Source organism: Kordiimonas sp. (assembly GCF_048260245.1).
Taxonomy (GTDB): domain Bacteria; phylum Pseudomonadota; class Alphaproteobacteria; order Sphingomonadales; family Kordiimonadaceae; genus Kordiimonas.
On sequence record NZ_JBLXGZ010000013.1, the window covers coordinates 44,423 to 57,283 of the forward strand.

Here is a 12,861-nt window from a genome sequence, read left to right on the forward strand (position 1 = left end):
CAAAGCCCCGCACGTGCGGGGCTTTTCTTTTGTGTTCGGTGCCCTATTCTCACGTGAGTAGGGGAGGCAAGCATGGATCATCAGGATATTATCGAGACGATCAAGGATCGCGGTTATTTCATCATCGAAAACCTGCTGCCGGATGAGACCATTCAGGCGGCGCGCGAAATACTAGACCCGATCTTTACCTCCCAGCGCACTGGGCGGAATCAGTTTGAGGGGTTTAAGACCCAGCGCATCTATTCCTTGCCGAAATTAGGCCCGGCCCTGTGGCCGTTTTTCTCCAACCCTGATGTGCTGAAGATCATCCGCCCGCTTTTGTGGGACGACTGCCTGATCACCGCCGCTCTCGCTGCCAACGTATTGCCGGGCGAACAGCCCCAGGCTTTCCACGTGGATGACGGCTTTTACCCCATTCCGCGACCGCGGCCTGCGTTCTCTGTTGGCGCTATATGGGCGATGGATGATTTTACCGCAGAAAATGGCGCGACGGAGTTAATCCCCTATAGTCACAAGTGGGCGGAGGAGGAGACTCCGGAGGGGGTGCTGACCCTGGACGACGCTTTCACGCGGCATGAACCGGGGCAGGCTGATGGTTGGCATTCACCTGCGAACGCAGAAATCGTTAAAGCGGAGATGCCGCGCGGGTCAGTGCTGATATTCCTGGGTAACCTGTGGCACCGAGCAGGGGGCAATAGGTCAAATGGCTCCCGGCTAGGTCTTTTTCCGCAATATTGCGCATCGTGGGCGCGGACACAGGAAAACTTTTATCTGTCTATTCCTCAGGAAACTGTCGCAACAATGCCGGAAGAAATGCAAACGCTGCTTGGCTATAACATCCTTCCGCCGTTCATGGGGCACGCTGGAGGCTTCCATCCGCAGAAGGTGTTACCAAAAGTCTAGCTGGCGAGCACCAGTACGGTGATCAGGACACCCGCTACAATAATGCCAAGCGTGAACAGGTTGTTACGTTCATGCTCAGCGTTTGCTTCTTTTTCACGTTGTTTTTTAGATTTGGTCATAATGTCCCCCGGTTATGCCAGCTGAACAGGCACCCCGTCAGCATTAAGGGAAGCGTCAGCAAATTCAAGCCGGAAATAGGCAATAGCATGGGTGCCATCCGTCGTGCGGATTTCTCCGGCGGTTTTGCCCTCATCCGTTGTGAGAGACTGGCCCGTGCGAAGCGTTCCTTTCTTGGCCGTGACCGCTACCAGTTTTTTCTTGAGCGCGGTGCGGTGTTTCATGCGCGCAGTGAGTTCCTGCCCAATGAAGCAACCCTTGGTAAAAGATACTCCGTTCAGTCGTTCGGCATCCGTTTCCAGCCAGAAGTATTTTTCCACAGCCATATCGCGACTGCTGTCCGGCACCCCAAGGCGCAACCGTTTCGCCTCATAGTCTTCGGTAGTGAGGTCTTCTGCATCTGGCTTTTTGTCCGAGATCAACCTTGTGCCAAGTGCCGCGTCACGCGGGTCAGGGGCCTGCCCACTTGCGGTGTCAGTTCTGCCCCACACCGCCCAGACTGACAGGCTGGTCTCGTCGGTGATTGTTACATCGGCCCGCAGCTTGTACATCATCAAGCGGCGCAACAGCTCGTCCTTGCGCGCAGCTTCCACATCAAGCAACAGGTCTTCGCCCTCTGCCATGATAATCATATCATAAAGAAATTTGCCCTGCGGCGTGAGGAGGGCTGCGTAGACGGCTTGGCCTGCCGCTACTTTAGTCACGTCATTGGTCACAAGCCCTTGCAGAAAATTGCACGCATCGTGGCCGGAGAGTCGCAGAACGGCACGGGTGTCGAGCTTTAGAGCCTGATCAGTCATAAAACTTCCTTAAAAACATGTTTTCCATGGCCCACAGATAACCATAAACCGAAGGCTTTCAAGTTGTAAGCGCGCCCCAAGCCCGTTACAACTGCGGACATAAGATTTATAGGCCAGAAACAGAGTTGACCAAATGACACCTAAAGCCGCGAGCCCTAACCGTCTTGTGATCCGACAGCCTGATGATTGGCATGTGCACCTGCGTGACGGTGCAATGCTGGACGCTGTTGTGGGCTATACTGCCCGGCAGTTCGCGCGGGCGATTGTCATGCCAAACCTGACGCCGCCGATAACAACTGTTGCAGCAGGTGAGGCGTACCGGGGCCGAATCCTGAAAGCTGTGCCCAAGGGCTTGGATTTCACGCCGCTGATGACATGTTACCTGACAGATTCGATTGAAGCTGCTGAGGTGGAGAGCGGTTTCAAATCAGGTGTGTTCACCGCTTGCAAGCTGTACCCGGCGAACGCGACCACCAATTCGGCACATGGGGTGAGTGATATCAAAAATGTCTATCCGGTGCTGGAAGTGATGCAGCGTATCGGCATGCCGTTTCTGGTACACGGTGAGGTGACAGACCATGATGTAGACATTTTCGACCGGGAAGCTGTGTTTATCGAGCGCACCATGGCGCAGGTGGTAGCCGATTTCCCTGAGCTGAAGATTGTTTTTGAGCATATCACAACGGCCGAGGCTACCGCGTTCGTTGAGGCTTGCGGACCAAATGTGGGGGCTACCATTACGCCGCAACACCTTGTGCACAACCGAAATGCAATGCTGGTGGGTGGTATAAAGCCGCACTTCTATTGCCTGCCGGTTATCAAGCGTGAGCAGCACCGGCTTGCGCTGCGCGCCGCAGCAACGTCCGGCTCGAACAAATTTTTCCTTGGCACTGATTCCGCACCTCATACCGTGGAACGCAAGGAAACCGCATGTGGCTGCGCGGGCATATTCAACGCACCATACGCGCTTGAGAGTTACGCCAAGACCTTTGAGGAAGAGGGCGCGCTTGAGCATCTGGAGGCCTTTGCCTCCGAAAATGGACCGAATTTTTACGGCTTGCCTCTTAATAAGCGTTATGTGGTGCTAGAACGTGAAGACACAGTCGTGCCGGATGTACTTGAAGCTCCAGGGTTGCACATCGCACCGTTCCATGCGGGGGAAACGCTTTCGTGGCGCTTTGTCGCTATTCAGGACAAGGCTGACTAAGCCATGGGGCTGAACATATAGTGATTAATGAGATTGCATATGTATTTTGGGGGCTGGCTTTCGGGTTTGCCTTGTCGGCGCCTATTGGTCCCGTAAATATCATATGCCTCAGGCGAAGCCTTTTTGGTCGCGCTCGGGACGGTTTCATGATCGGCATTGGTGCGGCCATGGGTGACGCATTTTATGCGGGCCTGGCCGCACTGGGCCTGAAGGCTTTCGTCTCCGTGATCCACAGCTATGATACGGAGCTTCGCGTTATTGGTGCACTTATCATGTTTGCTTTCGCCGTCCACATCTGGCGTAGTCACCCTCATATAGACCAGACGCCCCAGGAGGGCGGCGTAAAGCGTGGCATGGTTGGCTCTCTGATTCTGACCTTAACCAACCCCGGCGTTTTTTTGGGCTTCTTGGGCCTTTACGCGCTCGCTGGTATTGGCGACCTTGGGCGAGGAAGTGGACATGCCCACGCTGACGCCATTGCCCTTGTTAGCGGGGTCTTTCTCGGGTCGTGTCTCTGGTGGGCAGGCCTGACCGGTTTCGGGCGATATTTGCGTGACAAGGTTAACGATAAATTTCTGGTTCTCATTAACCATTTCTCCGCAGCGCTCATCGGGCTTTTTGCAGTGGGTACAATTGTCAGTCTTTGGCTAAAATTTTAAATACGCCGGTTTCAGGCCCCTATTCACGAAAAATTCACGACATAACAAACATTTGCCTTATTTTGATTGCTTGATCATCGGAAATTCGCGTTCTATAGTTGCCGCGAACAAACGTTGTCAGTTTCGAGATATTTCACGAGACGGGCGGCGCGTTATATATGTAAGCCGGGGGAACCCCATTCCGTTGGAGGGAGCGAAAATGACGTCCAAGCGCCTGGGCAAAAATATTGCCATAGTTTCTGCTGTCGCACTGATGCTGGCAGCGTGTTCAAACAACGATAAAGTTGTTGAAGAAAAATCAACGCCCGCAACTGAGGTTGAGGACTCCGGCGCTTCCGGCCGGCCTGATCGTCCGACGACGCCATCGATGACCGCTGAGGAACTCGAAGCTCAGAAAATGGGTTCGGCTCCGACGCAAGCCAATCTGATGAACTATGCCGGTGACAGGATATTCTTTGCGTATGACAGCTCGGAACTTTCGGCGCAGGCGCGTGGTACACTCGCAAAGCAAGCTGAGTGGCTGAAGAACTTTCCGCGGGTTGACGTGGCGGTTGAAGGTCACTGTGATGAGCGCGGTACCCGTGAATACAACCTCGCCCTTGGCGAGCGTCGCGCGACAGCAGTTAAAAACTACCTTATTGCACGCGGTGTTCCAGCATCGCGTCTGAAGACAATTTCCTATGGTAAGGAACGTCCGGCTGTAGTTGGCAATGGTGAAAGCACCTGGAGCCAGAACCGTCGCGGGGTTTTGGTCGTTCAGTAAATACTGACGGCGCATTATGGACAGGTGGCCCCGTTCCCGGGATTTCGGGACGGGGCCCTTTTTTTAGCGGATTTTCAGAGTAGACCTTGTCGGTATTATACCAACAGGGAAGGAGTGTGACAGATGACAAAAGCATTATCGGCTCTTGTGTTTATGGTGTTTCTGCTTGCTGCGCCTGCAAGCGCACAAAGCCGTGCAGAAATCGCCCTCAAGGTAGAACGTCTTGAGCGGGAGATGGTCGCGCTTGAGAACCGGCTGCGAAATAGTCAAGGCGGTAGTGGAGTTGTCACTGGTGTCGCACCTCAGGCTGGTGATGCTCAACTACTGAGTGATCTGGTCGCCAAATTTGGCACGCTTGAACGTCAGGTCCGTGCGATGAACGGCCGCCTCGAAGAGCTTGAGTACAGGCAACGCAAGCAGGATGAGGCTTTGGAGTTGATCCGGAAAGAAATGCAGCTTCAGGCGCGGGAGACGGCTCAGGCTCAGGCGGAAATGAAAGCGCAGATCAACACACCATCCGGTGGAACGGTTCCTCCCAAGGACCCCGGCGCGTCCGTACCGGACGATGCGGCGGTATTTGTCTCATTGCCGGACGGTGATCCTGCTATGCAGTATCGTTATGCTTTTAATTTCATTCAGAAGAATGATCTGGAAAACGGCTTCAAAGCGATGGATATGTTTCTCAAGGCAAACCCTGATGATGAACGGGTCGGTAACGCAAAATTCTGGCTTGGGCGTATTCATCTCTTGCAGGGACGTATGCCGCAGGCTGCGCAACAGTTGCTCGCGCTGATCGAAGAACACCCCAACCATGACAAGCGGCCCGACGCCCTGCTTGATCTTGCAGACGTCCTGATTGCATTGGATAGTGCGCAGGACGCTTGCAATGCTCTGTCTGAGTTTCGCCGTAGCGAGGACAAAGCCAGCGAACGTCTGAAGGCGCGCGCACAGCGTACAGCCAAGACGGCTGGTTGCGCCGACTGATTGACATGGCCGATATCGCCGCATACCTGACACAAGAGCTTGGGGGTCGCCTTCAGGCTCTTGGTGTTTCTCTTGATGGGCCGCTTGCAGTTGCAGTGTCAGGCGGCCCGGATAGTCTGGCGTTAGCTCTTCTGCTCAAAGACTGCCCGTTGATGACCGCCTTGACAGTGGACCATGGGTTGCGAGCAGAATCTTCACACGAAGCAGAATACGTCGCTGGACTTTCGATGAGGGCTGGGTTTCGTCACGAGACCTTGCGCTGGCACGGCGATAAGCCGAATGCTAATTTACAGGCCGAAGCACGGGTTGCGCGGTACCGACTTATGGCGGACTGGTGCCGAGAGAATGAAGTATCTTATCTTTTGACGGCTCACCACCAGGAAGATCAGGCTGAAACCCTTCTGCTGCGGTTGGGCCGTGGAAGTGGTGTCTATGGCCTTGCCGCCATGCCGGAAATTTCAGAGGTGCCGGGCTATGAGGACATAGCACTTGTGAGGCCTCTGCTCGCGATATCGAAAGCATTGCTTCGCAACTATCTGCTGAATGCAGGCGTGGAATGGGTCGAGGACCCAAGCAACCTCAACAGTAGCTTCGAGCGGGTCAAAGTGCGGCAATTTCTGCAATCTCCACCGCTGGATGGGTATTCGGTCGAAAGGTTGGCAGCAACAGCACGGCGGATGCGGCGGTCTCGTGAAGCGCTGGAGTTCTATGAACGGCAGTGGTTGTGCGTGTCGGTGATGGAACGAGAGCCAGCTTACTGTTTTCTCTCCTATGCCTCACTTGCGGCCGCGCCCGAGGATGTTGTCCTAAGAGGGTTGGCAGCCATTTGCCGGCAGTTCGCAGGCGCAGACTATACGCCCCGGATGGAGAAGCTTGAGCGTCTTCTGGACGCTATGCGGGATGACGCCTTTGCCGGCGCAACGTTGTCTGGAACCGTTTTCAAGCCTGATGCGGAGGGGGTAATTATCTGCCGCGAATTGTCAAGTTGTGTTGAGCGTTCAAATGTTCAGGATGGAAGCGATTGGGATAACCGGTTTGAAATTTCGGCCATTGGTGATACTAGGGGCCTTGAAATCGGGGTTCTTGGTGATGACGGCTGGAAACAGGCGGTCACAAAATGGCCTGATCTTCGTGGAATATCTGTTCCACATATTGCTCGGCTGGTGCAGCCAGGTATTTTTGACGCACAACAATTGCGGGCACTTCCATTGATGGGATATAGTGATCTCAAGGATGTCACGTTGCACCTGTCGCGGAAACCGCTTATTCGGTCGAAAAATAGGGCTGGAAGCGATTGACCTCTTGCATGGGCGGCGCTTGAGCTTATCTCTTGGGGAAGCATGCCAAGGGGATAGTGCATATAATATGGTTACAACCCGCTAGGGAGATAACCTGAGAAAGGCAAAAAAGTGAACGGATTTATGCGGAATGCGCTTGTGTGGGTGTTGATCATCCTGTTGCTTGTGGCGCTTTTCAATATGTTCCAGGGTGGTGCGAGCAAAACGCCCGAACTCCCGTACAGCCAATTCATTGAAGAGGTTGAAAAGAACAAAGTTGCCCGTGTCGAGAAACAAGGGCAAGACCTCAGCGGTGTTTTCACTACCGGAGAGAGTTTCCATGTTGTCGCACCTATATATGACGATGAACTGACCCGTACGCTGAAAGAACACAACGTCACTTATCAGGTGAAGAAACAGGATGAAGGTTTCCTGATGGGTGCACTCATCTCTTGGTTGCCGTTTCTGTTGCTCATTGGTGTCTGGATATTCTTCATGCGTCAGATGCAGGGCCGTTCTGGTGGCGGTGGCGCGATGGGCTTCGGCAAAAGCCGTGCGCGTCTGCTGACGGAAAAGCAGGGCCGTGTGACATTTGACGACGTTGCCGGTATTGAAGAAGCCAAGGAAGAACTCGAGGAAATCGTGGATTTTCTCAAAGACCCTCAAAAATTCCAGCGTCTTGGCGGCAAGATCCCTAAAGGAGCGCTTCTTGTTGGCCCTCCTGGTACAGGTAAGACATTGTTAGCGCGCGCAATCGCGGGTGAAGCCAATGTGCCGTTCTTTACCATCTCGGGTTCAGACTTTGTTGAGATGTTTGTCGGCGTGGGCGCAAGCCGCGTTCGCGATATGTTTGAACAGGCGAAGAAAAACGCTCCCTGCATCATCTTCATTGATGAGATTGATGCCGTCGGCCGTCACCGTGGTGCAGGTCTTGGCGGTGGCAATGATGAGCGTGAACAAACACTCAACCAGTTGCTGGTGGAGATGGACGGCTTCGAGGCCAATGAGGGTATTATTATTCTCGCAGCAACCAACCGTCCAGATGTTCTTGACCCAGCGCTCCTGCGCCCGGGCCGTTTCGACCGTCAGGTAGTCGTGCCTAATCCGGACATTAACGGCCGGGAGAAAATCCTTGGCGTTCACGTCAAGAAAGTACCTTTGGCCCCGGATGTGGATATAAACACCATTGCACGGGGTACGCCGGGTTTCTCTGGTGCTGACCTGATGAACCTTGTGAACGAGGCAGCGCTTCTGGCAGCCCGTCGTGGCAAAAAGATCGTGGCGATGTCTGAGTTTGAAGCGGCAAAAGACAAGGTGATGATGGGCTCTGAGCGTCGCTCGATGGTGATGACGGAAGACGAGAAGAAACTGACAGCATATCACGAAGGCGGTCACGCCCTTGTGTCGCTGCATTGCAAGTCGTCTGACCCTATCCACAAGGCGACAATCATTCCGCGTGGCCGTGCCCTTGGCATGGTGATGCGTCTGCCGGAGCGGGATGAATACTCGCAAAGCCGAGAGAAAATGCACGACAACCTCGCCATTGCGATGGGTGGTCGTGTGGCTGAGGAAATCATTTTCGGCCATGAGAAGGTCACGTCGGGTGCGTCATCGGATATTCAGTATGCGACGAACCTTGCGCGCAATATGGTAACTCGTTGGGGTATGTCCGACAAACTTGGTCCGCTTCAGTATGCGGCCAATGAGGAAGAGGTCTTCCTTGGGCACTCGGTATCGCGTCAGCAAAATGTGTCAGAAGACACATCGCGGATGATTGACCAAGAAGTGAAGGCTTTTGTCGAAGGCGCAAATGACCGGGCGAAAAATATTCTTCAGGATAACATTGACGACCTGCATACGCTTGCCGGAGCTCTGCTTGAGTATGAGACGCTTTCTGGTGATGAGATTAAGGCCCTTCTAAAGGGTGAGCCAATTCGCGTGACACCCAAGAAACCGGGCAATACACCAAATGTGCCGCCTGCCGCACCAAGTGCTGTGCCGACTTCAGGGATTGACCATGGTGAACCTCAGCCAGAAGGCTAGGCGTTGGTGACAAACGACCTTCTAGAGAACCTTACCGACGGGGCAAGAGCATATCTTGTGCCCGTCGGTTCCGTTTCTGGCGGCATTCTTGGGTTGCCAATCGGGGTGCCCGGAAGGCGGTTTTTGGCTGCAAAAATCGTGGTGCGCAATGATGATGGAATTGTTGCGCAGTCAACTATTCCTGCCTCTGAGGTGGAGAGAAATATTCAGGAATTTCCTCAGCCACTGCGGTTGCAGTTGCAACAGCAATTGCAGGCCCTATCGATGCCGGTTCAGGGCATAGCCTTACCCGGGCGTGACCTGCCTCTTTCCTTTTCGCGACCGCGTATCATGGGCGTGCTGAATGTTACCCCGGACAGTTTCTCCGACGGGGGCAAGTTTCTTGATGTTGCTGCGGCAATTATACGTGCGCGGCAGATGGTTGCCGAGGGTGCCGATATTATTGATATTGGCGGAGAAAGCACCCGACCGGGAGCGACGCCGGTGTGGGAAGGCGAGGAAGCAGACCGGGTCGTGCCCGTGATCGAGGCACTGCGAGGTGATGGAGTGCCGCTATCAATTGATACGCGCCACTCGTTTGTTATGAAAAAAGCCCTGAATAGCGGTGCCCACATCATCAATGACGTTTCAGCACTTACTTATGATGGGGATAGCGTGCCGTTTGTGGCCTCGTGTGATGCTCCTGTTGTACTGATGCACGCACAAGGAACACCAGAGACAATGCAGGATCGCCCGTCATACGCCCATGTGCTTTATGATGTGTATGATTACCTCGCGCAGCGGGTGGCCGAGTGCGAGGCGGCTGGTATATCTCGGGCACGTCTTATTTTGGACCCGGGAATCGGTTTTGGTAAGCGTGTAGTGCAGGATAATCTGTCATTGATCAATGGCCTGCCCTTGTTTCTCACGCTTGGGTGTCCGTTGCTGCTAGGTGTTTCGCGGAAACGTTTTATTGGTGCTGTAACAGGTGAGGAACAGGCGGAAAAACGGGTCAGCGGATCAGTCGCCGCCGCTGTTAAATGTGCAGAACTGGGCGCGCACATCGTCAGGGTCCATGATGTGGCCGAGACATTGCAAGCGTTGAAGTTGCACCAGGCGTTTCATGATGCAGCAATTATGGACGGGGCGTTCTGAACTCGTTACAATTTAACGTAATTTATTAGGTTGATTCTGGGGAAGCAATATGAGCCGTAAATATTTTGGCACCGACGGCATGCGCGGGCGCGTCAACGAAGGGTTCATGACCCCTGATATTGCTATGCGGGTCGGTCTGGCTGCGGGTAAATCATTTATCCGCGGTGACCATGTGCACCGTGTGGTCATTGGAAAGGATACCCGGCGTTCAGGTTATATGTATGAACCAGCCTTGGCGTCAGGTTTTGTGGCGGCAGGTATGGACGTGATCATGGTGGGGCCGATGCCTACGCCGGCGATAGCCATGCTGGTTAAATCCCTGCGCGCGGATCTTGGCGTGATGATTTCCGCCAGCCACAATCCGCACTATGACAATGGCATCAAGTTTTTCGGTCCAGACGGATTCAAGCTTTCCGATGAGAAGGAACTGGAAATTGAAGGCCTCGTCGACAGTGGCATGCAGGCCGCTCTGGTGACGTCGGATGATTTGGGACGGGCGACACGCCTGGAAGACGCGAGCGGCAGATATGTTGAGTTCGCGAAAGCAACAGTGCCAAACGGACTGACGTTTGATGGACTGAAGATTGTGCTCGATTGCGCACATGGCGCAGCATACAAGGTGGCCCCAACTGTGTTGTGGGAACTGGGAGCTGAGGTGATCGCGATCGGGGTGTCGCCAAATGGATTCAATATCAACGAGGCATGCGGATCAACTCACCCTGAGACCATGTGTGCGCGGGTTGTCGAAGAAGGTGCCGATATTGGCATCGCGCTTGACGGTGACGCAGATCGGCTGATCCTTTGTGATGAGCATGGTACCATTGTTGACGGCGATCAGATCATGGCGCTGGTAACGCGCAATTGGCATAAACGCGGTATGCTAAAGGGTGGTGGGCTTGTTAGCACGGTTATGTCGAATTTGGGTCTGGAACGGTTGCTTGTCAGCGATGGGCTTAAGCTTGAACGTACAAAGGTTGGGGACCGTTATGTGGTTGAGCGCATGCGCAAAACGGGCTTCAATATCGGAGGTGAGCAGTCAGGGCATATTGTCTTGAGTGATTTCTCGACAACCGGGGATGGCCTTATAGCTGCCTTGCAGGTCTTGACGGAAATCCAACAGTCAGGACAGACAGCATCTGCTGTTTGCCGTCAGTTTGAGCCGGTGCCACAGCTTCTCAAAAATGTCCGCTTTGGCGGCGGCGAGCCGTTGAACAATGAAAAAGTAAAATCCAGTATTCGTTCTGCGGAGCGTGCTTTGGACGGATCAGGTCGACTTGTTATACGTAAATCGGGAACCGAGCCGGTTATCCGAGTGATGGCCGAAGGCGATGACGAAGGCAAAATCACCGGTCTGGTTGACACGATCTGCAGCGAAATCGAGGCGGCGGGACGATGACGAGGGAGCCAGACATGGGCCGTGTCCTGATCGTCGCAGGTTCTGATAGCTCGGGAGGTGCCGGCATTCAGGCAGATATTAAAACTGTTACGATGCTTGGGCAATATGCGGCAACTGCGATCACGGCGGTTACTGTGCAAAATACGCGAGGCGTTAGCGGTATCGAGACAGTTCCCGCCGGGGTGGTTGCTGCCCAGATGCGGGCAGTGCTCAGCGATATTGGTGCAGATGTCATCAAAACCGGCATGCTGCATGACGCGGCGGTGATCGAAACTGTGTTGGCTGTGATTGATGACGTGGCGTTTGGCGGTGATTTGGTCGTTGATCCTGTAATGATGTCTACATCGGGTGCGAAATTGCTAAGCGACGATGGTGTGGATGCGCTTAGAACATTGATCGCGCATGCTAGCCTCGTGACACCAAACATTCCGGAAGCCGAGGCATTGACCGGGCGTAAAATTACCGGGCTTGATGCGATGAAAGCTGCGGCCTACGACCTGCTGGATACGGGCGTGGAGGCTGTGCTTGTCAAAGGTGGCCATCTGGTGGGGCCCGATGTCAGTGATATACTCGTGAACCTGAAAGGGGAGTGTATCGTTACAAGCAGCCGCATCGATACGCTGCACACTCATGGCACAGGTTGCACGCTGGCGAGTGCCATGGCAGCATATCTTTCCTGCGGGAAGTCTCTAGAGGAAGCGCTGGAGCACAGCCACGACTTTGTACACCGTGCGATCAAGGCTGCGCCAGGATTTGGGGCCGGGCATGGGCCCCTCGGTCATGCTCGTGTTCACATGGAGCGAGGCTGATGGATCTATTCGTTCGGGAACGTGGGGAAGGGCCACCGCTTTTACTGCTGCACGGATTGTTTGGTTCCGCCGATAATCTGGGTGCGATTGCCCGCAATCTTGAGGCTGATTACAAGGTGATCAGCCTTGACCTTCGTAATCACGGCCGCAGCCCGCACGTGGAGGGAATGAGCTATACTGCCATGGCGGCAGACGTAAAGCTCATACTTGACAAGCTGGACATAGGGAAGTGCCATGTTTTTGGCCACTCTATGGGTGGCAAGACAGCCATGCAGCTGGCGCTTGACGCACCCGACAGGATTTCTCGGCTGGTGGTAGGCGATATTGCACCAGTGTCTTATGGCAATCATCATAGTGACATTTTGCAAGGCTTGCGCACAGTGGCTGAAAGTGATGCCGTCAGCCGTACTGATGCAGAGGCTATACTGGCAGACTTTGTCAATGAGCCTGATGTACTCAGTTTCCTCCTGACCAACTGGCGCCGCGGCAATAATGGCAAAGGCCATTGGCGTATTGGCCTTGATGCGATCATCGGCGGATATAGCGAGATCAGTGCAGAGAATACAGGTTTAGCCGTTGATATCCCAACACTTTTTTTGCGCGGTAGCTTGTCGGATTATATCAAGCCCGAGCATAGGGAGGCAATTTTGGCATTGTTTCCAAAGGCTACAGTGCGAACGGTTGAAGGAACCGGTCATTGGCTGCATGCTGAGAAACCGGAACTTGTAGCAAGATTGATCAACCGCTTTCTTTCCAACGATTTATAAAG

Annotated in this window: 13 protein-coding genes; 11 read left to right on the forward strand and 2 right to left on the reverse strand. The window is 54.0% G+C overall.

The window, feature by feature from the left end:
* The first annotated feature begins 72 nt into the window (after window positions 1–72).
* Window positions 73–903 (forward strand): phytanoyl-CoA dioxygenase family protein, encoded by an 831-nt coding sequence (locus tag ACN0VM_RS08920; RefSeq protein ID WP_417450524.1) that lies wholly within the window; start codon window positions 73–75, stop codon window positions 901–903.
* Here ACN0VM_RS08920 and ACN0VM_RS08925 read toward each other — a convergent pair.
* Together ACN0VM_RS08925 and ACN0VM_RS08930 are read right to left on the reverse strand one after the other, a co-directional pair.
* On the reverse strand, window positions 900–1,022 hold the full coding sequence (locus ACN0VM_RS08925; protein WP_417450525.1) for a hypothetical protein: 123 nt from the start codon (window positions 1,020–1,022) through the stop codon (window positions 900–902). The two genes, ACN0VM_RS08920 and ACN0VM_RS08925, sit on opposite strands and share 4 nt — an antisense overlap.
* Window positions 1,023–1,034: 12 nt before the next feature.
* Window positions 1,035–1,820 (reverse strand): YgfZ/GcvT domain-containing protein, encoded by a 786-nt coding sequence (locus tag ACN0VM_RS08930; protein WP_417450526.1) that lies wholly within the window; start codon window positions 1,818–1,820, stop codon window positions 1,035–1,037.
* A 133-nt stretch (window positions 1,821–1,953) separates the two neighbouring features.
* Here ACN0VM_RS08930 and pyrC point away from each other — a divergent pair, with 133 nt between their 5' ends.
* The 10 genes from pyrC (at window position 1,954) to ACN0VM_RS08980 (ending at window position 12,859) form a co-directional block, all read left to right on the forward strand.
* Window positions 1,954–3,027, forward strand: a complete 1,074-nt coding sequence (pyrC, locus tag ACN0VM_RS08935; RefSeq protein ID WP_417450527.1) for a dihydroorotase — start codon at window positions 1,954–1,956, stop codon at window positions 3,025–3,027.
* A 20-nt stretch (window positions 3,028–3,047) separates the two neighbouring features.
* Window positions 3,048–3,686, forward strand: a complete 639-nt coding sequence (locus ACN0VM_RS08940; protein ID WP_417450528.1) for a LysE/ArgO family amino acid transporter — start codon at window positions 3,048–3,050, stop codon at window positions 3,684–3,686.
* Between the two features lie 199 nt (window positions 3,687–3,885).
* Window positions 3,886–4,449 carry a peptidoglycan-associated lipoprotein Pal gene (pal, locus tag ACN0VM_RS08945; RefSeq protein WP_417450529.1) on the forward strand — a complete coding sequence of 188 codons (564 nt, stop codon included), beginning with the start codon at window positions 3,886–3,888 and terminating at the stop codon, window positions 4,447–4,449.
* Between the two features lie 123 nt (window positions 4,450–4,572).
* Window positions 4,573–5,433 (forward strand): tetratricopeptide repeat protein, encoded by an 861-nt coding sequence (locus ACN0VM_RS08950; RefSeq protein WP_417450530.1) that lies wholly within the window; start codon window positions 4,573–4,575, stop codon window positions 5,431–5,433.
* On the forward strand, window positions 5,421–6,731 hold the full coding sequence (gene tilS / locus ACN0VM_RS08955) for a tRNA lysidine(34) synthetase TilS (RefSeq protein WP_417450531.1): 1,311 nt from the start codon (window positions 5,421–5,423) through the stop codon (window positions 6,729–6,731). Before ACN0VM_RS08950 ends, tilS begins: the two co-directional genes overlap by 13 nt.
* A gap of 111 nt (window positions 6,732–6,842) precedes the next feature.
* Window positions 6,843–8,753: an ATP-dependent zinc metalloprotease FtsH gene (gene ftsH / locus ACN0VM_RS08960; protein WP_417450532.1), complete on the forward strand. Its 1,911-nt coding sequence runs from the start codon at window positions 6,843–6,845 to the stop codon at window positions 8,751–8,753.
* A gap of 6 nt (window positions 8,754–8,759) precedes the next feature.
* Window positions 8,760–9,887, forward strand: coding sequence for a dihydropteroate synthase (gene folP, locus ACN0VM_RS08965; RefSeq protein WP_417450533.1), 1,128 nt, complete (start codon window positions 8,760–8,762; stop codon window positions 9,885–9,887).
* 49 nt (window positions 9,888–9,936) lie between these two features.
* A complete protein-coding gene (gene glmM / locus ACN0VM_RS08970; protein WP_417450534.1) occupies window positions 9,937–11,283 on the forward strand; it encodes a phosphoglucosamine mutase in 1,347 nt (448 codons plus the stop codon).
* The gene (gene thiD, locus ACN0VM_RS08975; protein ID WP_417450535.1) at window positions 11,280–12,092 is read left to right on the forward strand and encodes a bifunctional hydroxymethylpyrimidine kinase/phosphomethylpyrimidine kinase; all 813 of its coding nucleotides are present in this window, start codon (window positions 11,280–11,282) and stop codon (window positions 12,090–12,092) included. The genes glmM and thiD overlap by 4 nt, the downstream gene beginning before the upstream one ends.
* Window positions 12,092–12,859 carry an alpha/beta fold hydrolase gene (locus ACN0VM_RS08980; RefSeq protein WP_417450536.1) on the forward strand — a complete coding sequence of 256 codons (768 nt, stop codon included), beginning with the start codon at window positions 12,092–12,094 and terminating at the stop codon, window positions 12,857–12,859. The genes thiD and ACN0VM_RS08980 overlap by 1 nt, the downstream gene beginning before the upstream one ends.
* The last annotated feature ends 2 nt before the right edge of the window (window positions 12,860–12,861 follow it).

Bases quoted from the DNA above. Each gene is read 5' to 3' on its own strand.
- ACN0VM_RS08980 (WP_417450536.1), top strand. From the start codon at position 12,092: ATGGATCTATTCGTTCGGGAACGTGGGGAAGGGCCACCGCTTTTACTG.
- glmM (WP_417450534.1), top strand. From the start codon at position 9,937: ATGAGCCGTAAATATTTTGGCACCGACGGCATGCGCGGGCGCGTCAAC.
- ACN0VM_RS08920 (WP_417450524.1), top strand. From the start codon at position 73: ATGGATCATCAGGATATTATCGAGACGATCAAGGATCGCGGTTATTTC.
- pal (WP_417450529.1), top strand. From the start codon at position 3,886: ATGACGTCCAAGCGCCTGGGCAAAAATATTGCCATAGTTTCTGCTGTC.
- ACN0VM_RS08950 (WP_417450530.1), top strand. From the start codon at position 4,573: ATGACAAAAGCATTATCGGCTCTTGTGTTTATGGTGTTTCTGCTTGCT.
- pyrC (WP_417450527.1), top strand. From the start codon at position 1,954: ATGACACCTAAAGCCGCGAGCCCTAACCGTCTTGTGATCCGACAGCCT.
- thiD (WP_417450535.1), top strand. From the start codon at position 11,280: ATGACGAGGGAGCCAGACATGGGCCGTGTCCTGATCGTCGCAGGTTCT.
- ACN0VM_RS08925 (WP_417450525.1), bottom strand. From the start codon at position 1,022: ATGACCAAATCTAAAAAACAACGTGAAAAAGAAGCAAACGCTGAGCAT.
- ACN0VM_RS08930 (WP_417450526.1), bottom strand. From the start codon at position 1,820: ATGACTGATCAGGCTCTAAAGCTCGACACCCGTGCCGTTCTGCGACTC.